The organism is Salinivibrio siamensis (assembly GCF_001996005.1).
GTDB lineage: Bacteria > Pseudomonadota > Gammaproteobacteria > Enterobacterales > Vibrionaceae > Salinivibrio > Salinivibrio siamensis.
Genome location: NZ_MUFB01000002.1, coordinates 112,950 through 137,769, shown reverse-complemented (window position 1 = coordinate 137,769; position 24,820 = coordinate 112,950). Strand labels below are relative to the sequence as shown.

Here is a 24,820-nt window from a genome sequence, read left to right as displayed (position 1 = left end):
TGACTGGTCAAGCCCGTCGATTTCGATTACCCTTTTATAAATAGTTTACTTTATTTATTTGCGACGACACGATTGGGGTAATCGAAATCGAATCATGAAGTCCACTGACCGCATTCTACACACCATCAAACGCGAAGGCAGCGTAAGTGCGAAAGCCTTGGCTGATGAGCTTGGCATGACCACCATGGGCGTACGTCAACATTTGCAAAGCTTAGAGCGCGATGGCTTGGTCGACTTTGAGGATATCCGCGCCAAAGTGGGCAGACCTTCTCGTCATTGGTCCCTAACCGCCCATGGTCACCGCCGCTTTGCCGACAGCCACCATGATTTATCGATTACCCTTATCGATTCCGTGCAAGACGTGTTTGGCGAGCAAGGTGTTGCAAAAGTCATTGCTCAACGTGAAGCCGCCACCTTTGCCCAATATCAAGACGCGCTCAAAGATTGCGATAATTTAGAGGCTAAATTGCGAACCTTGGCGTATCTTAGAGAGAGCGAGGGATATATGGCCGAGCTTCATCAAGACGGCACCGACTATATACTGATTGAACATCACTGCCCTATCTGTCATGCAGCGAAGTCCTGTCCGGCATTATGCCGCTCAGAAATCCAGTTATTCCGCCACCTACTCGGTGAGGCCTACCGGGTCGAACGCGAAGAGCATATCGTCTCTGGACAGCGCCGCTGCACATATCGTATTGGAGAGAAGACGTGAGGAGGTAATATGGCCACTTGGATCAAGGCTGAGGTAGTGGAGAACCAACATTGGACAAAGGATCTCTTCAGCCTGGTGTTATCCGCCCCTGTCGAGCCGTTTAAGGCAGGCCAATTCACAAAACTCGGCATGGAGATCGATGGTAAGTTGATCCAGCGTGCCTACTCGTTCGTGAATCCTCCACAAAGTAAATACTTAGAAGTCTATGCCACGCGTGTCGCCGACGGGATAATGTCACCCCGCCTCCATGCACTCGAGCCAGGCGACAGCGTGATGATCACGCAAGATCCGGCCGGCTACTTTACCCTCGATGAAGTGCCACAAGGCCAACACCTTTGGATGTTTGCCACTGGGACGGCAATCGGCCCTTACATCTCACTGATGGAACAAGGCGATCTGTGGTCACGTTTTCGTAAAGTGATACTGGTGCATGCGGTACGCTTCGCGGCCGATTTAACCTACCAAGCACGCATTAACGCGCTGCAAGAGCAATACCCTGACCAACTAGTGGTGCAGCCATTTGTCAGTCGTGAGCCGACCGCGGGTGCGCTCTCAGGACGTGTGACCCACGCACTGGAAGATGGGCTACTCGAACGGGTGGTTGGTCTGCCCCTCACGCCTGAACACAGCCAAGTGATGCTGTGTGGCAACCCCGCCATGGTCAAAGAAGTGAAAACACTCTTGGAAGGCAAAGGACTCAGCAAAAACCTGCGCCGTAAGCCAGGCAACGTCACCACCGAGCACTACTGGTAAGCTGCTCCCCTGCTTTGCTGACACGCATACGGTAAAGCAGGGCATTTTTATCGACGAGAATTAACCACAAAAACCAATTCGGATTCAGTCGATTGCCCCCGCCTCCGTCTGCATCTCCATTCAGGCCGTCAATATAGCCAGACACCGCTTATTTGATCCCCTCCAGCCCCCGGCTCATAGTTAGATTAACGCTTTGGTAACACGATCAGATGATCGGCGGCGTGTAAGGAGTAAGCGATGAAGACCCTACCCTCTTTTGACGAATTGGCGGCACTGGCTGAGTCAGACCCGCATGCATTAGAAGCGCTGAGACTGACAATGAGTGAAGATGTTATCGCTAATGCCTCATATGCCACCCAGCCTCAACTCCACGCGATGTTAAGCCACATCAATCGAATGATTGACCATGGTAAAAACCCGCTTCACGTTAACATGATGTTGTTCCGGGCACTCACGCGCCAGTACTCACGCTTTGCCACCGCCTTTACGGCCCCGGAAGAGTTGCGCAGTCATCAAGCAGACATTATGGACTTTCGCGTCGGCCAAGCCGCCAGAAAAGCGACAGCCGATGCGCCCGAGCGTCCAAGCTAGGTTTACATCGCTTGCTTGTCGCCCACCCACTTACGGTAGCTGCTGGTGTCCATATCACGCACTTCTACCGTTAGGCTGCTCACATGACCGGCGTGCTCGCGCAATGGGGCTGTTAGGGCGTCACTGATTGCTTCTTTTTGCTGGGCACTGCGCCCCGCGAGTAACCGAAATTCAACATGAACAAACTCGCTACGATCTGCCTGCGCCCCGACACGCCACACACCGCAAGGCACCGCGCGTGATTTTAAGGCCTCGGGATCGAAGCTTCCCGTCGCAATCGCGGCACGATGAAGATCATCCACCAGTTGATCTATGTTGACGCGCTCTGCCAGTGCGTCTGTGTATTCCATCACCAGATGGGGCATAAAACCTCCCTTCATTATCATCGCCAGCCTGCATAGTGCCGAAACGTCGCGTATTGCACGAGCGCATGGCTCACACTTTCGTCCGTCTCTCGCCGCCATTATGATGAAAATTTACTACCTTAAGGTTCCCTTTTACGCCTAAAACGGGTAAAAACGAAAGCATTCTCACCATTCTATGATTTTAAACAGAGAAGGCCGCGCTACAATAGACTACCTTCTTTACATCTTTTGACTTCAAATCAACTAAACCGCGGAGGAATTCCTATGCGCCGTCCATTGGTAATGGGTAACTGGAAACTCAATGGCAGCAAAGCCATGGTCACTGAACTGCTTAACGGCCTGAACGCCGAACTACAAAATGTTGAAGGCGTCGACGTTGCCGTTGCACCACCGGTGATGTATTTGGCACAAGCCGAGCAGCTGCTGGCTGACAGCGCCATTAAACTTGGTGCGCAAAACGTAGACATCAATAACAGCGGCGCATTCACTGGTGATATCTCTGCAGACATGCTGAAAGACTTTGGTGCCACGCACATCATTATCGGCCACTCCGAGCGTCGTGAATACCATCAAGAGTCTGACGAGTTTGTGGCAAAGAAATTTGCTTTCTTGAAAGAAAATGGCCTCACGCCTGTATTATGCATTGGTGAGTCTGACGCACAGAATGAAGCGGGTGAAACGCTGGCCGTTTGTGCTCGCCAACTGGATGCAGTGATCCAATCACAAGGTGTTGAAGCCTTGAACGATGCCGTGATCGCTTACGAGCCTATCTGGGCTATCGGTACGGGTAAAGCGGCAACCGCGCAGCAAGCACAAGATATCCATGCTGCAATCCGCAAGCACATTGCATCTTACAGTGAAGATGTCGCAAGCAAAGTGGTGATTCAGTACGGCGGCTCTGTGAAAGCAGGCAACGCGGCTGAGCTATTCGCGATGCCGGATATCGACGGCGCGCTAGTTGGCGGTGCAGCACTTGACGCCGCTGGCTTTGCGGCGATTGCCAAAGCCGCGGCTGAGGCGAAAAACGCGTAAATTACGCGCCGAAGACACAAAAGACCCACGCCCTCAGCCATCGCTGGGGGCGTTTTTTATTGCGCGCCATTAAAACCAAACTGTCGCCACGCTTCATACCCAATAATCGCCACGGCGTTAGAAAGGTTAAGGCTGCGTGCCTCTGGCTGCATCGGAATGCGTAACCGCTGCGCGTCGGGTAACGCTTGGATCAGCGCATCGGGTAACCCTCGGGTTTCGGGGCCAAATAGCAACACATCACCCGCTTGGAATTGCGCCTGAGTATGAAATTGGGTTGCTTTGGTGGTACACGCAAAGATCCGTCGGCCAGCCATTGCTTTTGCAAACGCCGCATAGTCCTGATGACGCGTCACACGCGCCAGATCGTGATAATCCAACCCTGCGCGACGAACTTTCTTTTCGTCAAGATCAAAGCCTAAGGGCTCAATCAGATGTAAGTGCGCGCCGCAATTAGCACACAGACGAATAATATTGCCCGTATTCGGTGCAATTTCAGGCTCATAGAGCGCAATATCAAACATGGCAGTGACCTGCAAAATCCAGCAAAGGCGGTATTGTCGCAACCGCTTGTCGATTGCGCAATATTAACTACATGGCCAATATAAACACACCGCCAGTCCACCTTGTGGGCGATTGGCCGCGTTAACCTGCCCACCGTGCTGTTGAATGGCTTGTGCGGTAATCGCCAGCCCAAGTCCTGAGCCGCCACTTTGGCGATCACGCGCGGCCGATACCCGATAAAACGGGCGAAAAATGTCTTTTAACATGCTGTCTGGCACCCCAGGTCCATCATCGTCAATGGAGAGGCAGAGCTGTCCCTCGTCTCGTTCCATGGTGATGCGAATTTGTTGGTCGGCATAGTGAATGGCATTGCGTAATACGTTATCTAAAGCACTACGCGCCAGGCGCACATTAACGGTCAGCATGGCATCTGGGATCCCATTGCTGGTGACCTGCTTACCTTGTTGGCCTGCTTCAAATTGGGCATCCTCTATCACTGTTTGCCACAAGGCATCGGCACTGATTCTTTCTCGCTCGAGATGGCCTTGGGATTGTAAACGTGACAAGGTCAGTAACTCGCTGATCAGCGACTCTAGTTGGCTCGCCTCTTGCTCAATCCGCGCTAACGCCTCGCTGTCCCCCAGCTCACGTACCGCCAAGGCACGCGCCATCTGCAGACGGGTGAGTGGCGAACGTAACTCATGGGAAATATCTGAGACCAATTGCTGCTGTCCGGTCACCATCTGATTAAGCGCGGTGACCATTTGGTTAAACCCCCGCCCTGCGTCGCGAAACTCCCGCGGACCTCGCTCAAGATCAGAGTCTGTCACCAATTCACCGTGCGCCACCCGTTGACTTGCCGCCTGAAAGCGCCGAGCAGGGCGCGTTAAAGTATACGCTAACCACAATAATAAAGGCGTGCTCACCAACATGGTCACACCCAATAGATGCTCCGGCTTTTCCAATATTTTGAGAACAAAGGGCAACCTAGGTTGCCAGCGTCTGGCGTGGTAAAAACGGCCGGCTTCACGTGAAGTCACAATCGGAAATGGCCCCGCCAGCATGTAACGATGATAGAGGCGTTGCAAGGGCTCGGCAGTGTCTGACGTCCGTGACATAAAGTGACGTAACTCGCGAGGAAGCGAGTCGAGCGGTGCGCTGTCAGGCACCCAGTAGAGCTTGTAGGGGGTGCGACGGTGTCCATGATGTTGATTTTGCCGTGCAACCAACACGGAAAGCGGTATATCGCGACCTTGCGCGACGGCCATCAATTTCTCAATCTGAGCTTGTATGCGCGCCTTTTCTGGGGACGGGATCGCATGCAGGCTACGCGGATCACCACGCTGCGCCCACATCACTGCGGCTAATACCACCAGCAACGTAAGCCAGAAAATAATAAAAACCCGACCGTATAAGCTGCCGAGAAAAGGCACCCGCGCCCAACGTGCCCCGGCTCGTTGTCGCCACGTCACTAATCGACCCATAAGTAACCCTTACCTCTCAAGGTCTTGATCCTTGGCTTGCCATCAAGGCGCTCAGGCAGTTTTTTGCGCAGATTGGAAATGTGTACATCGACTGCCCTATCAAACGGCATTAAGCGTTTACCGAGCACTTGTTCGCTGAGCAAGGCTTTGCTCACCACTTCGCCTGGGTGATGAAGTAAACAAGCGAGCATTTCGGTTTCCATCCCCGTTAGCTCCACGGGTCTGTCTTGACAGAGGGTTTCCAGCCGGCGTGGGTAGACCCGCACGTCATGATGGGCGAGGACAGGTTCTTCGTCCGATTGCGTCGGCTCGACACCCTCTCCCTGCGTCCGGCGTAAAATCGCTCGCATTCGGGCAAGCAGTTCACGATCACTAAAGGGTTTAGCCAAATAGTCGTCCGCGCCTAATTCTAGCCCCATCACACGATCCACTTCCTCACCTCGCGCAGTGAGCATCAAAATCGCCACGTTTGAGGTCGCGCGTAGCTGACGCAAGGTTTCCATCCCGTTGAGCACTGGCATCATCACATCTAGCAAAATGATATCGGGCGGTGACGCATTCGCCATCTCCAAACCCACTTGGCCGTTATCCGCGCAGCGCACCGAAAACCCCTCCAAGGACAGCAGTTCGCTGAGAAGGTCCGTTAACGCTGTGTCATCATCGATGATTAAAACCTGATACATGCTTTTACACTCACTCCCAAGGTGGCGTGTTTGTGACACCGAACAGGGTGTATTTTTATCATAGCGGCTCACACACATGCGTGACTTTACCCATCTTTACACCCAATAACGTCACTTTACATCCAAGTACGTAGGCTAACAGGGTAAACATTCCATTCAGGAGAGAGATGATGAAACGCTTTACGATTGGCTTAGCACTTGCGGCAGTGACCCTTCCCACCTTGGCTGCCCCGCACTTTAGTGGTGGCATGGACCGCAGTCTGTGGCGCGATCTGGATTTAACTGATGAGCAAAAAGCGCAAATTCAAGCGCTTCGTGATGACTATCGTGCCCAGCGTCAACTGGCACGAGACGATTTCCATGCCAACATGCATGCTTTACTCACCCAACAGACGTTCGATGAAGCGGCAGTGCGCGATCTCTTGGCGTCTCAACCACAGCCAAATCTTGAGCGTCGCGTTAAGCACGCCCGCCATCAGCATGCGATGTTACAAGTGCTGACCGCTGAGCAACAAAGCGCCTTTTTTGATGCGATGATGGAAAAACGGGCGCAACGCGGTCACAGTCACCGAGGTAAAGGGCAGCATCACCAACCGGGTCAAAAAGGTGACTGTTGGCGCTAAACCTGCGCCGTGTCATACGTTTGCCGTCAATGGCATATATACTTGAGGGCAGTGTTGATTAACCGACTGCCCTCTGTATGACAAAAAAGTATGCGTTTTGGGTCGAAGCCGCGGCGTGGGCAGCCACCTGTGTGGCGGCCCTCCTCCTATTAGCCAAACTCATCGCGTGGTGGCTCACCGGCTCGGTCAGTGTGCTGGCCTCGTTTGTTGACTCATTGCTCGATTTGCTCGCCTCGCTCACCAACTTACTCGTGGTGCGCTACGCGGTTCAGCCCGCGGACAGTGAACACAGTTTTGGTCATGGTAAAGCGGAATCATTGGCCGCCTTGGCGCAATCCACCTTCATTATTGGCTCCGCCTCCTTCTTGCTGCTCAGTGGACTCGAACGTTTGTTCAAGCCCGTACCGATTGCCGCCCCTGAACTTGGCATTATGGTCAGCGTTGGCGCTACCATGATCACCTTCGGCTTGGTGTTGTTTCAAAAATGGGTGATCCGCAAAACCGCCAGTCCCGCCATCGCCGCCGATACCCTTCACTATCAATCTGATTTGTTAATGAATGTCGCGATCATTATTGCCCTTGGACTGAGTTGGTACGGCTGGACACAGGCCGATGCCTGGTTTGCGATTGCCATCAGCCTGTTTATTTTATCGCAAGCACTTAAAATGGCTTACGAGGCCATCCAATCACTGCTCGATAGGCAGTTACCGCTTGAAGAGCAAGAAAAAATAGCGGTGCTCTCGAGCTCAGTGGTAGGGGTGCATGGCATTCATCAACTGCGCACTCGTCAGGCGGGCATGACAAAGTTTATCCAATTACACATAGAGCTTGATGACGAGCTACCCTTAGTGGATGCACATACTATTGCCGATGAAGTGGAAGATAGATTGCTCGTCGCCTTTCCTGGGGCAGATGTGATCATCCATCAAGACCCCAAATCCGTGGTGCCAAAGGAGGCAAAAGCGTGAAGGGCGGCATGAACAAAAGCTCATCGGGCTGACATGTATCAACTTTTTTTCTATAGCAATTGTAATACTATTACAGAAGTAGGAAAATTACAGTTTAAGCGATCGTCATTGCGGGTTCACTGGGGCAAGCAGGTTGCCATTACCGCAATCGGCACGAATTAAGTGACGAACAGTTAGAGGGTAACCATGGTTAGAAAAATTGGTGTTTTGACCAGTGGCGGTGATGCGCCAGGTATGAACGCAGCGATTCGCGGTGTGGTTCGCAGCGCGCTCAGCGAAGGCTTAGAAGTATATGGTATTTATGATGGTTTTCTCGGCCTGCATCAAAACCGCATTGAGCGCCTCAATCGCACAAGCGTTTCTGACGTGATTAACCGCGGCGGCACCTTCCTAGGTTCAGCGCGTTTTCCTGAATTTGCCGACGAAAAAGTGCGTGAGCAAGCGATTCAGAACCTGAAAATGCACGGCATCGACGCCTTGGTCGTCATTGGTGGTGACGGCTCATTCATGGGGGCAAAGAAACTGACCGAAATGGGTTACCCCTGTATTGGCCTGCCGGGCACCATTGATAATGATGTTGCGGGGACGGACTACACCATCGGCTATATGACGGCGATGAACACGGTGATTGACGCCATTGACCGCCTGCGCGACACCTCGTCTTCTCACCAGCGTATCTCTATTGTTGAAGTCATGGGCCGTCATTGCGGCGATCTGACCCTGATGGCGTCGATTGCTGGTGGCTGTGAATACATTATTACCCCAGAGATTGGGCTGGATAAAGACAAGCTACTCGCCAAAGTGAAAGAAGGCATCTACAAAGGTAAGAAGCACGCGATCATCGCGATCACGGAGCTGATGACCGACGCCAATGAACTCGCGAAGTTCATCGAGAGCGAAACCGGCCGCGAAACACGCGCGACCATTCTTGGCCATATTCAACGTGGCGGCCAACCCGGTGCCTTTGACCGCATTCTTGCCTCGCGCATGGGCGCTTACGCCGTTGACCTTCTGCAACAAGGTGAAGGTGGCCGTTGTGTCGGTATTCAGAATGACAAAATGGTGCATCATGACATCGTTGACGCGATTGAAAACATGAAGCGCCCATTCCGCGACGACTTGTACGAAGTTGCCGAAAAACTGTTCTAACTCGCGGCCAAGCTTTCATCTATTGCTAAAAACGGAGCCCACGGCTCCGTTTTTTATTCTGAGATAGCTTGGGTGCAAGCCGCACTTATGCAAGCCGCGCTTGTGCAAGCCGCATTAGATCCCATCTCCCGAGATAAATGTCTTGTGCGAGCCATTAAATTCTTGATCCATATCCAGCGATGGCATGTGCGAGCTGGGTCGACCCACAATCTTGGCCGGCACGCCTGCCACCGTGGTGTGAGGTGGAACAGGGTTAAGCACCACAGAGCAGGAGCCAATTTTCGCGCCTTCACCGATATCAATATTACCCAGTATTTTCGCCCCTGCACCAATCATCACACCAGTGCGGATCTTCGGATGGCGATCGCCGCCCTCTTTGCCTGTCCCGCCCAAAGTCACATCTTGCAGAATAGACACATTGTCCTCGATAACGGCCGTTTCACCGATCACGATACCCGTTGCATGGTCAAACATAATGCCACGACCTATACAGGCAGCGGGATGAACATCCACTTGACTGGTCACCGAGATTTGGTTTTGCAGATAGGTCGCGAGTTCTTTTCGTCCTTGACGCCATAGCCAGTTCGCAACCCGAAAACCTTGTAATGCATGAAAGCCCTTTAGGTACAAAAGTGGCGTTGAATACAGCTCAACGGCAGGATCACGTTCAACGGTGGCACAAATATCGCACGCGGCTGATTCCGCCACGCAAGCATCATTGGCATACACTTCTTCTATCACCTCTCGCACCGCCATTGAGGGCATCGAGGGGGTGGAAAGCTTGTTGGCGAGAATATAGCTAAGCGCACTGGCTAAATTGTCGTGCTTAATAATGGTGGCATGGTAAAAACTCGCCAACATCGGCTCACGCTCTGAATGCTCACGCGCTTCTTTTTTCACTGCTTGCCAGACACGATCTTGTTGGCATTGTTTTTTGGCCTGATTCACTGCCTTCATCCTTATCCCAAATGATCTACCACTCAGGCGACAACACCGCCTCACGCCAGTGTATAAAAAAAACGCGCGGTTCTCACCCCGCGCGTTACTCTCTTCGATTTTTGCTGTTATTCGGACTTCTTGTCTCGTGCCAGCAAATCGCGCGCGGCATGATGGGCCAATTTACCTTGATAGAGCACTTGATAAATCTGCTCCACAATAGGCATCTCGACGCCCGAGCGCTGGGCCAGTGCCCATACTTCTTTGGTGTTGCGATACCCCTCGACCACTTGGCCAATGTTGTCTTGGGCACCTTGCACATCCTCACCTTGGCCTAATGCCAGGCCAAAGCGACGGTTACGCGACTGGTTATCGGTGCACGTCAGCACCAAATCTCCCAAACCCGCCATCCCCATAAAGGTATCACGGGACGCACCCAGCGCTTCACCTAGCCGGGTCATTTCCGCCAAGCCCCGCGTGATCAAGGCCGTCCGTGCGTTGGCGCCAAAGCCAATGCCATCGGAAATCCCTGCGCCAATGGCAATCACATTTTTCACCGCGCCGCCAAGTTGCATGCCGATAAAATCATGATTGCCATACACACGGAAGCTATGTTGGCAATGAATGATTTCTTGTAAATCACTCACGAACTCTGCGTCAGGCGAGGCCACCGAAATCGCGGTAGGCATGCCCGCGGCAAGTTCTTTAGCAAACGTAGGCCCCGATAACACCGCGAGCGGTATATCGTCGCTTAATTGTTCACGTGCCACGTCTTGCAATAGACGACCAGTTTCCGGCTCTAAGCCTTTAGTCGCCCAACACACACGAGAGTCGGCCCGTAAGTGAGGGCGCACTTGGCTCAGCACATCACCAAATACATGGCTGGGGACGACCACAAGCAAATCGCGACTGGCATTAACCGCAACAGATAGATCCGCACAGAGCACTAATGAGTCTGGAAACGCCACATCGGGAAGAAACGCTTGGTTAGCGCGATCAATTTCCAGCTGTGCGATATGACTCGGATCGTGCCCCCATAACACCACGTTGGCACCATTTCTGGCCAACGAGATTGCCAGCGCCGTCCCGTAAGAGCCGGCGCCCAGTACCGTAATGGCCGCATCTTGAGTGGGAGCAAGATCTGTCATCATCACACCTTACGCTTGCGCGTCTTCTTCGCTAGATGTTTCGCCCGCCTGCTGCTGCAGGTAGTTCATGAACAAGGCATCAAAGTTAACCGGTGCCAGGTTCAGTTGCGGGAAGGTCCCTTTAACGACCAAGCTCGAAATCGTTTCACGCGCATAAGGGAAGAGAATGTTAGGACAGAAAGCGCCCAGGCAATGTGCCAATTGAGGCGATTCCATGCCTGACACAGAGAAAATACCACCTTGCTGCACTTCACAAAGGAAGGCATTACTTTCTTGGTTTTTCACCGTCACGGTCAAACGCAAGATCACTTCATAGATGCCTTCACCCAACTCGCGGCTTTGCGTGTCCAAATCAAGGTTAACGTCTGGCGCCCAATCTTGTTGGAACACTTCTGGCGAGTTTGGCGCTTCAAAAGACACGTCCTTGAGAAAAACGCGTTGAATGGCAAAATTTTGCTCGGCTTGTTGGTTGTTTTCGGCTTCAGCCATGATGGTTCGTCCTTATTTAAAAAATTGCAAATGCGCCTGGCACATTAAAAAATGCGAGCCACCGCGTCATGCGGTCGCTCGAGAATTGAGTGAAGGATCACTTTTTCTTTTTGCTCTTGCCCTTACCGCTTTTGGCACGGACCAGCGGCATTTTGGCATCGTTCCAAGAGGTCAAACCGTCTTTAAGAATATAAACGGACTCGAAGCCTGCTTTTGCCAGTTGATTGGCACTGTCTGCCGCCGTTTGACCGGTTTTGCATACCACAATGATGGGGTCATTTTTGTGTTTTTCAAGCTCACCAAACGACTGTGATTTGATTTCACTCGGCAACACATTAATCGCCCCCGTGATGTGGCCGGCGCGAAAATCATCATGGCCACGAATGTCGACGAACACCCCATTTTCTCGGTTGTTAAGGATCGCCGCGTCATTAGGGCCTACCACTTTATAGGCAGCCGTTTTTTGTTTAATCAGCGACATCAGTAAAGCGGCCGCCAAGCCTACCCAGACAAGGGTGAGAATCATGTTATTGGAGACAAAATCAATATATTCCTGCATAACCTTTGCTCTATACTGCTTGCTTGTCTCGCCGAGGGCGAGAGTCCATCAAGGGGTGAAAATGGTGTCGAGTATAACCTGCTCGCCATGGTTTTACAGCCTGCCGAGACGAAATCGCGCGTTTGCTCACTCATACGCACGTCCCCGCGTTTTCACCTTCCGCTCAATAACTTGAAAAGAAAGAAGGTTTCATCAATCGCAGAAATCGAGCCAAGCCATTCGCGCACAGCGGCGATCTTCGCCATAATGAGGGGAGTCAAGGGTCGAAGGCAAGTGAACCAAGGCTTGCTGGTTAACTTGTCAGCTGGGATAATTGATCTTAGCCTACATATCAGCCCGTAAAATGTTGTAAAATTACGCACACACTGAGCCCTGAAGCTAGCCATGCATCTGGCTCCATGCCTCAGTGGTTGCTCCATGACATCCAATGTCATTGGCATCCAATGTCAGTCTTTTGCTTGAATTAAGAGGACGTAACATGTCTGCGAAAAAACCACTTGCACTGGTGATTCTCGATGGCTGGGGTTATCGCGACCCACAAAGCGATAACGCGATTACCAACGCCAACACCCCTGTGATCGACAGCCTCATGGCCGAGAACAGCACACTGATTTCAGCGTCCGGTTTCGATGTGGGTCTGCCTGATGGGCAAATGGGTAACTCAGAAGTTGGCCATGTCAACATCGGCGCAGGTCGCGTGGTTTACCAAGACTTGACCCGCATTGGCAAATCCATTGCGGACGGTGAGTTTAACCAAACCCCAGCACTGACGGCCGCCGTTGATAAAGCCGTTGATAAGGGCAAAGCCGTGCATATTATGGGTCTGATGTCGCCTGGCGGTGTACACAGCCATGAAGATCATATTGCCGCCATGGTTGAACTGGCCGCAGAGCGCGGTGCCGATCAGATTTATCTACACTGCTTCCTGGATGGCCGTGATACGCCGCCACGCAGTGCAAAAGCATCGCTAGAGCGCTTCGATGCCCTGTTTGAAAAGCTGGGTAAAGGCCGTACCGCATCACTGGTTGGTCGCTACTACGCCATGGACCGTGACAACAACTGGGACCGTGTCGAGCGCGCTTATGATTTGCTCACCCAAGCGCAAGGCGAATTCACTGCGACCAGCGCTGTAGAAGGCTTGGAAGCGGCTTACGCACGTGAAGAAAATGATGAATTTGTCGCCCCAACAGAAATTTACCGTGACGGTGACAACAAAGCGACCATTAACGATGGCGATGCGGTTGTTTTCATGAATTTCCGTGCCGACCGTGCTCGTCAAATGACGCGCGCCTTTATGCCGGATTTCGATGGCTTTGCGCGTAAAAAATACGCGGAACTGTCTGACTTTGTGATGCTGACAGAATATGCAGCCGACATCGATACCACGGTGGCCTTCCCACCTGAAAGCCTCTCCAACACGCTTGGCGAGTGGCTATCAAAAAATGGTAAAACTCAGCTGCGTATCTCTGAAACCGAGAAGTACGCACACGTGACTTTCTTCTTCAACGGCGGTATCGAGACCGTGTTTGAAGGCGAAGAGCGTGCCTTGGTCGCCTCACCGAAAGTAGCTACCTATGATCTGCAACCAGAAATGAGTTCAGAAGAGCTGACCGACAAGCTCGTTGATGCGATTAAGTCTGGTAAGTTCGATATGATCATCTGTAACTATCCAAACGGCGACATGGTTGGCCACACTGGGGTGTATGACGCTGCAGTACAGGCCTGCGAAGCCGTCGATCACTGCATCGGCCGTGTCTTGGAAGCCATCAAAGAAGTCGATGGTCAGATGCTGATCACGGCCGACCATGGTAACGCTGAGATGATGGTCAACGAAGAGACCGGCGGTGCGTATACGGCACACACCAACCTGCCTGTCCCGCTGATGTATGTGGGGAGTCAGCCGGTAAGCTTGAAAGAAGGCGGTAAGCTCTCTGACCTGGCACCGACTATGCTGGCATTAACCGGTATGGAGATTCCTGAAGAGATGACTGGCAAGCCACTGTTCGATCTGAAATAATCCCCCTATGCGGGAGAAACGAACACGCTTAAGCCAAACCCTCCGCGCCAGTGCATTATGCACTGGCGTTTTTCTCTGCCTGTTGATTGGCTCAGCCAATGCCAACTCTGAGCTAGAGGGAGTGAGCGATGAAATTGCCCGCCAGCAATCGCAATTGGCGGCGCACAATAAAAAGCTCAATGCGTTACAAAGCGATCTAAAAGCACAGTCGAAACGCATTGATACCCTGTCTAAGAAAACGCGCCAAGCCCAGCAAACGCTGCAGCAGACTGATGCTCAAATCACGCGCCTAAGCAAAAAGCAAGCGCGACTCAAACAAGAGATGATTGCCCAGCAGGCACAGTTAGCCGAATTGATCGACGCCCAATATCGCCAAGGCGAGCATGATCAGCTCAAACGTCTACTTAGCCAAGAGTCACCTACCAAGCTCGACCGACTCACGAAGTATGCTGAAGTGCTAGCAAGCACCATGCAGGAGGCGATCGAATCATTAGCTGCGACCCGCACCGATTATCAACTCACGGCCCACCAGCTCAAACAACAACGTGATAAGCAGGCTAGCTTGGTGGCAGAGTTAACCGAGAAAAAACAAGCACTGGAGCGGGAGCAAGCCTCGCAAAGCCAGACCGCGAAAAAAATCCGGGCCAAAATTGCCAGCGACAATGCTTATTTAGCTGAGCTCAAGACAAACAAGCAACGGCTGCAAGAGCAAATTGCCGCGGCCGCGCGCCGTGCACAAGTAAAAATGGCGGGCATTGGAAAAGCCAAAGGCAAACTTCACTGGCCCACCCAAGGGAAGCTGCTCCACCGTTTTGGTGAGCGTCAGTCAGGTGAAGTCTCGTGGAATGGTATCGTAATTGGGGCCAAACGCGGTACCGAGGTCAAAGCGGCGCATGCTGGTAAAGTCGTGCTTTCTAGCTGGCTACGCGGCTATGGGTTATTGATTGCCGTTGACCATGGCAAAGGGGACATGACCTTGTATGGCTACAACCAAGCTTTGCTAAAAGACGTAGGCGATACGGTCACTGCCGGGGAAGCTATCGCCTTGGTCGGCGATAGTGGTGGACAATCCACCCCTTCTCTGTATTTCGAAATTCGCCGTAAAGGCAACACTACCAACCCTGTGCCTTGGCTGGATTAAACACGCCCACCTCATCGGCGGGCGCGTTTGTCATCTAACAGAGCCCATCGCCATGGTTCAACATGGGCGCGGCAATCGTGGCATTTAGTTCTGCCAATCGAGGATCACCTTGCCTGATTGGCCTGAGCACATCACATCAAAGCCTTGTTGAAAGTCATCCACGCTGTAGTGATGGGTGATGATCGGGGTTAAATCCAACCCTGATTGGATTAACGACGCCATCTTGTACCAGGTTTCGAACATCTCACGGCCATAGATACCTTTGATCACCAAGCCTTTAAAAATCACTTGGTTCCAATCAATCCCCATATCACTGGGTGGGATCCCAAGCAGCGCTATGTTGCCACCGTGATTCATGGCCGTCAGCATGCTATTAAACGCCGCCGGCACACCAGACATTTCGAGGCCAACATCAAAGCCTTCACTCATCCCCAGCTCTTCCATCACTGATTCCAGCGAGGTATTGGCGACATTGACCGCACGGGTCACCCCCATTTTGCGGGCAAGCTCGAGGCGATACTCGTTCACATCGGTGATCACCACATGACGCGCCCCGACATGGCGCGCCACCGCAGCGGCCATGATCCCAATCGGACCTGCACCGGTGATCAGCACATCCTCGCCCACCAAATCAAACGAGAGCGCGGTGTGGACGGCGTTGCCAAACGGGTCAAAAATCGAGGCTAAATCATCCGAAATCTCATCGGGGATTTTGAACGCATTATACGCAGGGATTACCAAATACTCGGCAAACGCCCCTTCGCGATTGACCCCCACCCCGACGGTATTACGACATAGATGGGTACGACCGCCACGGCAGTTCCGGCAGTGCCCACAGGTGATATGGCCCTCACCAGAGACACGGTCCCCCAGTGAAAAGCCACGCACTTCTTGACCAATGCCGACGACTTCACCGACATATTCATGGCCGACCACCATAGGAACAGGGATGGTATTTTGTGACCACTCGTCCCACTTATAAATATGCACATCGGTGCCACAGATGGCCGTTTTACGAATTTTGATCAGCAGATCGTTATGCCCCAGCTCAGGAAGCTCGGCCTCCGTCATCCAAATGCCGGGCTCCGCCTTGAGTTTGGCCAAGGCTTTCATGGTTGTTTGTGTCATGACATTACCCAATCAATTTCATCTCTTTGCCCACTTTGATGAAGGCATCAATGGCACGGTCCAGTTGCTCACGCGTATGCGCGGCTGACATCTGGGTACGAATACGTGCTTGCCCTTTGGGCACCACTGGGTAGGAGAAGCCCACCACATAGACACCCTCTTCCATCATCCGCTCGGCAAACTCACTGGCCACTTTGGCATCACCGAGCATCACGGGAATAATGGCATGATCAGCGCCCGCTAAGGTAAAGCCAGCTTCCGTCATGCGTGCACGGAAGTGTTGGCTGTTGTCCCAAAGCTGCTCACGCAAGTGATCACTTTCGGCCAGCATATCCAGTACGCGAATAGAGGCAGATACAATCGCCGGTGCCAGCGAGTTGGAGAAAAGGTAAGGGCGCGAACGTTGACGCAACCAATCAATCACCTCTTTTTTGCCTGAGGTATAGCCTCCTGACGCGCCGCCCATGGCTTTGCCCAAGGTACCAGTGATGATGTCGACACGATCCATCACTTGATGATATTCGTGTGTGCCTCGACCGTTCTGGCCCATAAAGCCGACCGCGTGAGAGTCATCCACCATCACCAACGCACCATATTGCTCCGCCAGATCGCACACAGCCGGCAAATTCGCTACCACGCCGTCCATCGAGAAGACACCATCTGTCACAATCAAGATATTCGCCACACCGGCCGCTTTCGCCGCTTTTAGCTGGGCTTCCAACTCGTCCATATCGTTGTTGGCATAACGGAAACGCTTGGCTTTACATAAGCGCACGCCATCGATAATCGACGCATGGTTTAGCGCATCAGAAATAATGGCATCGTCTGGGCCGAGAATGGTTTCGAATAATCCCGCATTGGCGTCAAAGCATGAGGAATACAGGATGGTATCTTCCATCCCGAGAAAGTCAGATAACTTGGCTTCCAGGGTTTTGTGCGCATCTTGCGTCCCACAAATAAACCGTACCGACGCCATACCAAAGCCGTGCTCATCCATGCCTGCTTTGGCAGCGTCCACCAACTCAGGATGGTTAGCGAGCCCCAAATAGTTATTGGCGCAAAAGTTCAATACCTGCTGTTCATGATTGACGGCCACACTGGCCGCTTGTGGTGAGGTAATAAGGCGTTCACTTTTGTACAAGCCATCAGCTTTAACTTGCTCAAGCTGATGACGGATTTGCTGGTAGAAGGCAGCCGTCATCGCAATCTCCGTGCTGTGATGATTACTTTGGGAAGGCCGCCGCACACATTGTGTACGACGAATGAATGCTTGCTATCATGGCACGTTCGCGCGTTTTGTGCCAATAAGGGGCGCGAGACAGTGATTCATATCGTGTAATCACTGACAAGCTGGGCGAATATCGCGCAATGCCACCACCGCCTAGAGAGATAGCTCAGTTCAATGTGTCCAGCGAGCGTGAGTCTTGGCGAACTAACTGCTGCTCGTAGTGGTCTATTAACGCAGTGATGGCCATTTGTCCCTGTGCCGATGTCAGAGGATGTAACAATGCCAGCATCTGCAAAATACCTTTGTAGATCACCCCTGCATGAATTTGCGTTTGGGGAGCTTGTGCACTTTGATAAAAAATCCAGCTCGACGCCACTTGCTTAAGCGTTTCTCCGACCGCAGACAAAGTACTGTCATTGAGACTCAGCCAACCGGCTTGACGGTAATGATGCAAAATGGTCATCAAGTTGGTTTGTAGCTGTTGCTGCGCCCCAAGATATTTTTGTTGCAGTGCTTCGTCACGACGCAAAATGTCCGGCAAATTGGCGTAAAAAAACCGATAACGCCACATCAAGCTAAAGGTCGCGTCCAAGTAATGCTGCAGCAAGGCTTGGGTATCATCACGAGGCTGACTAGGATCAAAGGCAAGGGCAAGATCTTGCGCGTATTGGTCGAATATACTGTGTATAATCGCTTCTTTATTACGGAAGTGATAGTAAAGGTTGCCCGGGCTAATCCCGAGTTCTGCTGCGATATGGTTGGTGGTGATATTCGGTTCACCATGTTGATTGAATAAAGCCAGTGCAGCATGGATAATTCGGTCTCGGGTTTTCATGTATGGTTCAGTCCTCTGCCCGGTTGATGCTTGACCATACTATCACAGTCAACAGTGATGGCGACGGGGTCTGTCGTCAGATAGAGATGAATTAGGTAACGATATGATTTTTGTGACTGGTGGTGCTGGCATGATTGGCAGCAACTTAGTAAAAGCACTGAACGAGCAAGGCTACCGTGACATCGTGGTGGTCGATAACCTCAAAGACGGCACCAAATTCGTTAACCTGGTTGACCTCGACATCGCGGACTATATGGATAAGGAAGATTTTCTTACCCAAATCATGGCCGGAGAGAACTTCGGCCCGATCGAAGCCATTTTCCACCAAGGCGCTTGCTCAGCGACCACAGAGTGGGACGGCAAATACATGATGCTCAACAACTACGAGTACTCGAAAGAACTGTTGCATTATTGTATTGACCGCGATATCCCCTTTCTCTACGCCTCGTCAGCAGCCACCTATGGCGGCCGCGACAGTAGCTTCATTGAAGCGCCAGAGTATGAAGGCGCGCTGAATGTCTATGGGTATTCCAAGCAGCAGTTCGACAACTATGTCCGTCGTGTGAAAGAAGATGCCAAAGCCCATGGCGAGACACTGCCACCGATTACTGGCTTCCGTTATTTTAATGTGTATGGTCCGCGCGAACAGCACAAAGGCAGCATGGCGTCAGTGGCTTATCACCTCAATCAACAAATTCTAAAAGGCGAGAACCCCAAACTTTTTGAGGGCAGTGATACCTTCAAGCGTGACTTTGTCTATGTCGGTGATGTCTGCGCAATGAATATTTGGTTCTGGCAGCAACAGATCAGCGGGATCTACAACTGTGGTACCGGCCGCGCCGAGCCCTTTAGTGCGGTTGCCAATGCGGTGATTGATTTCCACGGTCAAGGAGAGATTGAAGAGATCCCCTTCCCCGACCACCTAAAAGGTCGCTACCAAGCGTACACACAAGCCGATCTGACCAAGGTACGTGAAGCGGGATACACCGCCTCCTTTAAGACCGTGGCTGAAGGTGTCGCCGCTTACCTAGCCGAAATCAATCGCTAATAAAAGCAATTCGTCCCCCTTGATAGTGGGACGCGAGAAAGAGCAATGACAAAACAGCGACACGACTACGACGCGCACGCGTATAACCCAGAGTTCTCTCGTGCTTACTTAGCGCCTAAATACTGGGGCACGTGGCTGATGCTACTCATCGCAATGCCTTTCAGCCTTCTGGTGCCGGCGCGCGGTAAGCATCGCTTCGCACAATGGGTGGCGCGCAAACTGGTTAAAAAGAAAAAAGGCACGATCCTTAACGCCTGGCTTAATTTGGAAGCCTGCTTTCCCGAGAAATCCGCGCAAGCACGCGAAGCCATATTAGTCGACACCTTGACCACCGCAGGGGCTTTTTTGCTGAGCTTTCCGCTGATCACCTTGCGCAGTCGCCAGTGGTTTCAACACCACTGTGATGTGACTGGCATGGAACATATCACTCGGCACACTGATAACGACGAAGCGGTGATCCTCTTTGTGCCCCATACTTGGGCCATCGATGCAGCCGCGATTTTATTTGCCTCGCAAGGGCTCCCCGTGGCGGCATTCTCAAAACGACAAAAAAACCCGCTACTAGACTGGCTGATGCATCGCCAACGCGTACAATATGGCGGTAACTGTTATGAGCGCGAAGCAGGGATTAAGCCCTTTATCCGTGCAGTTAAGCGCGGATTTTTGGGATATTACTTGCCCGACGAAGATATGCGAGATGAGAGCAGCGAGTTCGTGCCGTTTTTTGCCACCACCAAAGCGACCTTGCCGAGTCTAGGCAAGTTAAGCAAAGTCACCCGCTCGCATATTGTCCCTGTGCTGTCAGGCTTTGATGCCCAGACGGGTCGGTTCGTCATCGAGGTTCACCCTGCGTTTAACGACTTCCCAACGGGAGACAGTCGCACCGACGCACGCATGATGAACCAACAAATAGAAACCATGCTCGACGGTCAGCTGGATCAATACATGTGGATCTTGCAGCTACTTCGTACCCGCGAGGACGGCCGTAATATCTACCAAGAAGCAAAGAGGAAACGGGCATCATGACCAGCGTATTAATTATTGGCCCATCATGGGTCGGCGATATGGTGATGTCGCAGTCTTTGTATAAAACCCTCAAGCAACAGCACCCGGATGCCAAGATTGATGTGATGGCGCCCGCTTGGTGCGCGCCGATTCTCGCGCGCATGCCCGAGGTTAATCGCAGCATTGAAATGCCACTCGGCCATGGCGAATTGGCACTTGGTAAGCGCTACCAACTGGGGAAACGCTTAGCAAAGCACGGTTATGATCGCGCCTACGTGTTGCCTAATTCCGCTAAATCCGCACTGATCCCGTGGTTTGCGGGGATCCCGACGCGTACGGGTTGGAAAGGTGAAATGCGTTATGGCTTGCTCAACGACCTGCGTCCCAACAAGAAAGCATTTCAATACATGGTTGAGCGTTATGTTGCCCTCGCTCACCCGCGCACCGAGATGCAAAGTTCTGCCTCGCTGGGCGGCCTAGACAGCCTCCCTAAGCCGGCGCTAGACATCGACCCAGACGCCCAAGCGGCCGTCATCGCCAAACTGGGATTAAATCAAGACAAACCTGTGATTGGTTTATGCCCGGGTGCCGAATTCGGGCCCGCCAAAAAATGGCCTGAGCAGCACTATGCTGAAGTGGCACGCCAAGCGCATCAACACGGCTACCAAATCTGGCTATTTGGCTCAGCAAAAGATGTTGAAACCTGTGAAAAAATTGCCGCTCTTGCAGAAAACGCGCCTAACATTCATGTATTGGCAGGCAAAACCAACTTAATCGAAGCCGTCGACCTCTTGGGTGCGTGCCAAACCGTGGTCAGCAATGACTCGGGGTTGATGCACATCGCCGCGGCAGTCAACTGCCAAGTAATAGCCATCTACGGCTCAACATCTCCCGATTACACCCCGCCGCTGACCAGTAAGGTCGATATTGTGCACACGGATATCGAGTGCCGTCCTTGCTTCCAGCGCGAATGTCCCCTAGGGCACTTAAAATGTTTAAACGATCTCGCCCCGAGCCGAGTTGTAAAAAGGATTCTACCGTGAGCAGTATCAGCATGGCATCATCCAGTTCTCGTTACCTGAGTCATCAGTTGTATTACCAAATTACCCGCTTTTTCCTTTTTGGTTATGCCTTGTGTGCGATCGCATTTCCTGACGCAGGAGAAGTCTTTCGTGCAGGCTTTTTGCTATTGAGCCTGCCCTTGCTTTATACCCATTGGCCACAGCTTAAGAAAGACCCCATTGTCTGGGCATTTTTTGGGGTGATTATCGTCCAATGCCTGAGCTGGGCAAACAGCTTGATGCATATTCCTGACATTGCCAATAGCTACCCACATGTCGACCGGTTAGCAAAACTGTTTTTGCTCGTCCCCATTGGCCTCGCCTTACAAGGGCGCAAGGACGCTGTGATCACGCTCGCTGCTTGCTTTGTCTTGGGCGTGTTTATCGCCTGTTACACACAAAGCGACTTTGCAAACCAAATTCATAAACTGCTCCACACACACCGCGTCGACTTTGGTTTAAAGAATGCGCAGTACACCTCGATGCTGGGCGGTGTGATCGCGATTATTTCGGCGTTTAGCTTTTGTCTCGTCGACAAAAGCCGCTGGACGACGCGTACTTTTTTTGCACTTTCAGCCAGCTTGGGACTTGCTCTGACACTGGTCAGTCAATCACGACAAGTCTGGCTTGCCCTGGCGATCGTCATCGCATTAACACCGGCGCTGATGTTTATGGTTGGGCTCATTAAAGGGAAGACAAAGTTACTCCTTGGCTATGCGTTTGTCTGCGTCACTCTATTTGCAATCAGCCAATCTGACTATATTCAAAACCGCGCGTTAAAAGAGAGCGCGGTTATTTCGAGCGTGGTCCAAGGCAACCTTGATAACATCCCGATGACCAGTGTTGGTGTCAGGCTCAACTCATGGTTAGCCGCTTGGGATGTCTTTCAAAACACCGCTTTAGTCGGTTTGGGTGAAAACGGAATTGGGTATGTTATCTCTTCTTCCGAGAAACTCTCAGAGCTGAAAAAAACGGTGCCTATGTATAGCAACCTATCGCACTTACATAGCAACCATGTAGAAACTCTGGTCGCCTATGGCTTGGCAGGCTTTGCATTGATTTTATTTACCTACTTCCAACTTGCTAGGCGTTGCTTTACCTATCGTGATGGTGCCGACAACAACAAAGCACTAGCATTCTTCTGCATCGCCTTTTTTATCTACTGGCTAACCATTAATGCCTTCGAAACCTTTAACAGCCGAAGCCTTGGCGTGTTTGCCTTTGTCATAATATCGGGCTGCTTTTACTCACTGGCTAGCACAAAAAACAATACACAGGGTGAAGACTGATATGCGTGTCGCGATTGTCGTCAATTGTCTCAAGCTCGGTGGGATGGAAAGGGTAGCGGTAAATTTATCCGATGCATTCACCGCCAATGGTGACGATGCCACGCTAATCTATCTTAAAAATCGACCACAAGACATAAAGCCGACATCGGATGTGGACGTCCGCCTGTTTGATATTAAAAAATCAGTATTAAAAACCGGCATAGGTGCGCTTTATTACTTTATTTGTAAGCTGGTTAATGCGCTGGTCAGCAAAACGTTCCCGCTGCTCTTTGCCTATCCCAGTGCTTTTTTCTTCGAGCGAAAACTCAGACAGCTCGAGGCGGAAAAAGGACAATTTGATCTGGTCATTTTTCGCGGCCAAGGCACCTTTGAACAACTCTGGCCGCTGCATGATGACCGCTTTATTTATGTCTGTGAAAACATTATCAAGCCACAGCAATATGGCGTTTTATCCGGTGTGGTTTACCGAGCATTGTTCGACAAGAAACGTATTGTCTGCGTCTCAGATGGTACCTACAACACGTTCCAATCTCTAACTCAAACACATGCCATCACACCATGCCAAGCCAGCGTGATTAGCAACCCTAATAACGAGGTATATATCCGTGAGCAGGCGGACAAGCCAGAGCCCGACATGCACCCTCGGCCTTTTATTCTTGGCTTGGGTAGGCTTACCCAGGTAAAGAACTTTACATTATTGGTCGAGGCATACGCGCACCTTGTTGAGACATATGATATTCCGCACGATCTGGTTATCGTGGGTGAAGGTAAAGACAGAGACAATATCGAGGCGTCGGTCAAAGCACTCAACATTGGACATCGGGTGTTTTTCAAAGGCGCGCGCAAAAATCCCTTCCCATGGTTTAAACACGCTGATCTTTTTGTATTGAGCTCAAGATTTGAAGGGCTCGGCATGGTATTGCTTGAAGCACTGGCCTGTGGCACGCGCGTCGTCTGTACGGACTCTCCTGGCGGTATTCACCAAATAATGGATGGCGAGCTGGAGAAATACCTTAGCGAACAAGAGCCTGAACCGCTCGCCGATAGTATGTACAAGTCCCTCTCCTCGTCATGGTCAGTTGCAGAGCAAAACTACGTTGATGAAAAGTTGGCTGAGTTCAGCTGTGAGAAAATTGTGTCTGAGTATAAAAGGGCGTCTCATGTATAACCCAAAAGTAAGTATCATTATTCCTGTCTATAACGTTGAAGCTTTTATTGCTCAATGCTTAGAGTCAGTGCTCAATCAGACATATGAAAATCTCGAGATTATTTGCATCAATGATGGCTCTACTGATAACAGCCTTCATATATGTAGATCCTTTGCGAAGCAAGATAAAAAACTCCATATTATAGATAAAGATAACCAAGGAGTTTCTGCGGCACGCAACACTGGGCTTTCTCTTGCAACTGGCGAGTTCGTTTTTTTCATCGATGCTGACGACTGGCTAGCTCAAGATGCAATATCTATTTTGGTCGCTAATTCAACAGAAACTGACGTTGTGGTTGGAGGTGCAATTGTCTATCACCAGAGCACCAACCGCTACACCCCTTATAAGAAAAAGCGGCATAAACACGTAGACTTAAAGAAGAACTTCTTTCAACTCGAACTGGTCGTCTGGAACAAACTCTATCGCTACTCCTTTATCAAAGAAATCGCATTTAAAGAAGGGATTATTCATGAGGATGAGGAATTCTACTGGAAGGTGTTCGCCCTTGGGCCAAGGATCAAGATAATAGATGACAATATCATTTACTACAGGGTCAGAAACGACTCTATTACTAATCAAGTTTCGTATGGTGTAGAGCATCAGCTTAACTATATAAAAATTGTCGACTCTATCTATACCATCTCTTCTGGTAAGTATTGTCTATATTACCCGTTCAAAAAGTCTTGTTATAAGTATATTCAACATCTGAAAAGGAAAGGAGCTCCCTCCGACTTATATGAAAGACACATTAAGGCCAAGTATGGCGTAGAAGACTCTCATACATTCAAGCTCAAACTGAAAGCTCTAAAACTGTCACATTGGTGTGCGTCACGCGTGGCTCGTTTCCAGTATTAATTAATAGAG

At 51.3% G+C, this 24,820-nt stretch carries 26 protein-coding genes; 15 read left to right on the top strand and 11 right to left on the bottom strand.

Annotated elements, in window-relative coordinates; translation table 11 throughout:
- Positions 1-94 precede the first annotated feature (94 nt).
- The 3 genes from BZG73_RS02020 (at position 95) to BZG73_RS02010 (ending at position 2,059) form a co-directional block, all read left to right on the top strand.
- Entirely contained in the window at positions 95-715 is a 621-nt protein-coding gene (locus BZG73_RS02020; protein ID WP_046074727.1) for a helix-turn-helix transcriptional regulator, read from the top strand.
- A gap of 9 nt (positions 716-724) precedes the next feature.
- Positions 725-1,468: a ferredoxin--NADP reductase gene (locus BZG73_RS02015; protein ID WP_046074726.1), complete on the top strand. Its 744-nt coding sequence runs from the start codon at positions 725-727 to the stop codon at positions 1,466-1,468.
- A gap of 237 nt (positions 1,469-1,705) precedes the next feature.
- Entirely contained in the window at positions 1,706-2,059 is a 354-nt protein-coding gene (locus tag BZG73_RS02010) for a DUF3135 domain-containing protein (RefSeq protein WP_046074725.1), read from the top strand.
- 2 nt (positions 2,060-2,061) lie between these two features.
- Here BZG73_RS02010 and BZG73_RS02005 read toward each other — a convergent pair whose 3' ends face one another.
- Positions 2,062-2,424 carry a 5-carboxymethyl-2-hydroxymuconate Delta-isomerase gene (locus tag BZG73_RS02005; protein WP_077578242.1) on the bottom strand — a complete coding sequence of 121 codons (363 nt, stop codon included), beginning with the start codon at positions 2,422-2,424 and terminating at the stop codon, positions 2,062-2,064.
- A 264-nt stretch (positions 2,425-2,688) separates the two neighbouring features.
- Here BZG73_RS02005 and tpiA point away from each other — a divergent pair, with 264 nt between their 5' ends.
- Positions 2,689-3,456: a triose-phosphate isomerase gene (gene tpiA / locus BZG73_RS02000; RefSeq protein WP_046074723.1), complete on the top strand. Its 768-nt coding sequence runs from the start codon at positions 2,689-2,691 to the stop codon at positions 3,454-3,456.
- A gap of 56 nt (positions 3,457-3,512) precedes the next feature.
- Here the strand turns inward: tpiA and BZG73_RS01995 are convergent, their stop codons facing one another.
- From BZG73_RS01995 to BZG73_RS01985, 3 genes are all read right to left on the bottom strand, one after another.
- The gene (locus BZG73_RS01995; RefSeq protein ID WP_046074722.1) at positions 3,513-3,977 is read right to left on the bottom strand and encodes a tRNA (cytidine(34)-2'-O)-methyltransferase; all 465 of its coding nucleotides are present in this window, start codon (positions 3,975-3,977) and stop codon (positions 3,513-3,515) included.
- 63 nt (positions 3,978-4,040) lie between these two features.
- Positions 4,041-5,441 carry an envelope stress sensor histidine kinase CpxA gene (cpxA, locus tag BZG73_RS01990; protein ID WP_077667436.1) on the bottom strand — a complete coding sequence of 467 codons (1,401 nt, stop codon included), beginning with the start codon at positions 5,439-5,441 and terminating at the stop codon, positions 4,041-4,043.
- Entirely contained in the window at positions 5,429-6,124 is a 696-nt protein-coding gene (locus tag BZG73_RS01985; protein WP_046074720.1) for a response regulator, read from the bottom strand. The genes cpxA and BZG73_RS01985 overlap by 13 nt, the downstream gene beginning before the upstream one ends.
- A gap of 167 nt (positions 6,125-6,291) precedes the next feature.
- Between BZG73_RS01985 and BZG73_RS01980 the strand changes: the two genes are divergently transcribed.
- From BZG73_RS01980 to pfkA, 3 genes are all read left to right on the top strand, one after another.
- A complete protein-coding gene (locus BZG73_RS01980; protein ID WP_077667435.1) occupies positions 6,292-6,747 on the top strand; it encodes a Spy/CpxP family protein refolding chaperone in 456 nt (151 codons plus the stop codon).
- Between the two features lie 77 nt (positions 6,748-6,824).
- Positions 6,825-7,715 carry a CDF family cation-efflux transporter FieF gene (fieF, locus tag BZG73_RS01975; RefSeq protein WP_077667434.1) on the top strand — a complete coding sequence of 297 codons (891 nt, stop codon included), beginning with the start codon at positions 6,825-6,827 and terminating at the stop codon, positions 7,713-7,715.
- 186 nt (positions 7,716-7,901) lie between these two features.
- Positions 7,902-8,864, top strand: a complete 963-nt coding sequence (pfkA, locus tag BZG73_RS01970; RefSeq protein ID WP_046074718.1) for a 6-phosphofructokinase — start codon at positions 7,902-7,904, stop codon at positions 8,862-8,864.
- A gap of 114 nt (positions 8,865-8,978) precedes the next feature.
- On the opposite strand, the gene cysE is transcribed toward pfkA, so the two are convergent.
- The 4 genes from cysE to BZG73_RS01950 form a co-directional block, all read right to left on the bottom strand.
- Positions 8,979-9,812 (bottom strand): serine O-acetyltransferase, encoded by an 834-nt coding sequence (gene cysE, locus BZG73_RS01965; protein ID WP_231637427.1) that lies wholly within the window; start codon positions 9,810-9,812, stop codon positions 8,979-8,981.
- Positions 9,813-9,928: 116 nt separating this feature from the next.
- Complete coding sequence (gpsA, locus tag BZG73_RS01960; RefSeq protein ID WP_046074716.1) at positions 9,929-10,948, bottom strand: NAD(P)H-dependent glycerol-3-phosphate dehydrogenase; 1,020 nt, start codon at positions 10,946-10,948, stop codon at positions 9,929-9,931.
- 9 nt (positions 10,949-10,957) lie between these two features.
- On the bottom strand, positions 10,958-11,437 hold the full coding sequence (secB, locus tag BZG73_RS01955; protein WP_046074715.1) for a protein-export chaperone SecB: 480 nt from the start codon (positions 11,435-11,437) through the stop codon (positions 10,958-10,960).
- Positions 11,438-11,534: 97 nt separating this feature from the next.
- Positions 11,535-11,996 (bottom strand): rhodanese-like domain-containing protein, encoded by a 462-nt coding sequence (locus BZG73_RS01950; protein ID WP_046074714.1) that lies wholly within the window; start codon positions 11,994-11,996, stop codon positions 11,535-11,537.
- A 478-nt stretch (positions 11,997-12,474) separates the two neighbouring features.
- Here BZG73_RS01950 and gpmM point away from each other — a divergent pair, with 478 nt between their 5' ends.
- Both gpmM and BZG73_RS01935 read left to right on the top strand, forming a co-directional pair.
- Positions 12,475-14,013, top strand: a complete 1,539-nt coding sequence (gpmM, locus tag BZG73_RS01940; RefSeq protein WP_046074712.1) for a 2,3-bisphosphoglycerate-independent phosphoglycerate mutase — start codon at positions 12,475-12,477, stop codon at positions 14,011-14,013.
- 7 nt (positions 14,014-14,020) lie between these two features.
- Positions 14,021-15,154, top strand: a complete 1,134-nt coding sequence (locus tag BZG73_RS01935) for a peptidoglycan DD-metalloendopeptidase family protein (RefSeq protein WP_046074711.1) — start codon at positions 14,021-14,023, stop codon at positions 15,152-15,154.
- Positions 15,155-15,238: 84 nt separating this feature from the next.
- Here the strand turns inward: BZG73_RS01935 and tdh are convergent, their stop codons facing one another.
- The 3 genes from tdh to BZG73_RS01920 all read right to left on the bottom strand — a co-directional run bounded on the left by tdh (position 15,239) and on the right by BZG73_RS01920 (position 18,345).
- Positions 15,239-16,267 carry an L-threonine 3-dehydrogenase gene (gene tdh / locus BZG73_RS01930; RefSeq protein WP_100297960.1) on the bottom strand — a complete coding sequence of 343 codons (1,029 nt, stop codon included), beginning with the start codon at positions 16,265-16,267 and terminating at the stop codon, positions 15,239-15,241.
- Positions 16,268-16,286: 19 nt separating this feature from the next.
- Entirely contained in the window at positions 16,287-17,483 is a 1,197-nt protein-coding gene (locus tag BZG73_RS01925; RefSeq protein ID WP_046074709.1) for a glycine C-acetyltransferase, read from the bottom strand.
- A 193-nt stretch (positions 17,484-17,676) separates the two neighbouring features.
- Positions 17,677-18,345 carry a TetR/AcrR family transcriptional regulator gene (locus tag BZG73_RS01920; RefSeq protein ID WP_077667433.1) on the bottom strand — a complete coding sequence of 223 codons (669 nt, stop codon included), beginning with the start codon at positions 18,343-18,345 and terminating at the stop codon, positions 17,677-17,679.
- Between the two features lie 103 nt (positions 18,346-18,448).
- Between BZG73_RS01920 and rfaD the strand changes: the two genes are divergently transcribed.
- The 6 genes from rfaD to BZG73_RS01890 are packed head-to-tail and all read left to right on the top strand — an operon-like array spanning position 18,449 to position 24,811.
- On the top strand, positions 18,449-19,393 hold the full coding sequence (gene rfaD / locus BZG73_RS01915; RefSeq protein ID WP_077667432.1) for an ADP-glyceromanno-heptose 6-epimerase: 945 nt from the start codon (positions 18,449-18,451) through the stop codon (positions 19,391-19,393).
- Positions 19,394-19,438: 45 nt separating this feature from the next.
- A complete protein-coding gene (lpxM, locus tag BZG73_RS01910) occupies positions 19,439-20,419 on the top strand; it encodes a lauroyl-Kdo(2)-lipid IV(A) myristoyltransferase (RefSeq protein WP_046074706.1) in 981 nt (326 codons plus the stop codon).
- Positions 20,416-21,441: a lipopolysaccharide heptosyltransferase II gene (waaF, locus tag BZG73_RS01905; RefSeq protein ID WP_077667431.1), complete on the top strand. Its 1,026-nt coding sequence runs from the start codon at positions 20,416-20,418 to the stop codon at positions 21,439-21,441. Before lpxM ends, waaF begins: the two co-directional genes overlap by 4 nt.
- Positions 21,438-22,748 carry an O-antigen ligase family protein gene (locus BZG73_RS01900; protein ID WP_046074704.1) on the top strand — a complete coding sequence of 437 codons (1,311 nt, stop codon included), beginning with the start codon at positions 21,438-21,440 and terminating at the stop codon, positions 22,746-22,748. Before waaF ends, BZG73_RS01900 begins: the two co-directional genes overlap by 4 nt.
- Position 22,749: 1 nt before the next feature.
- A complete protein-coding gene (locus BZG73_RS01895; RefSeq protein ID WP_077667430.1) occupies positions 22,750-23,916 on the top strand; it encodes a glycosyltransferase in 1,167 nt (388 codons plus the stop codon).
- A complete protein-coding gene (locus BZG73_RS01890) occupies positions 23,909-24,811 on the top strand; it encodes a glycosyltransferase family 2 protein (protein ID WP_158075259.1) in 903 nt (300 codons plus the stop codon). The genes BZG73_RS01895 and BZG73_RS01890 overlap by 8 nt, the downstream gene beginning before the upstream one ends.
- The last annotated feature ends 9 nt before the right edge of the window (positions 24,812-24,820 follow it).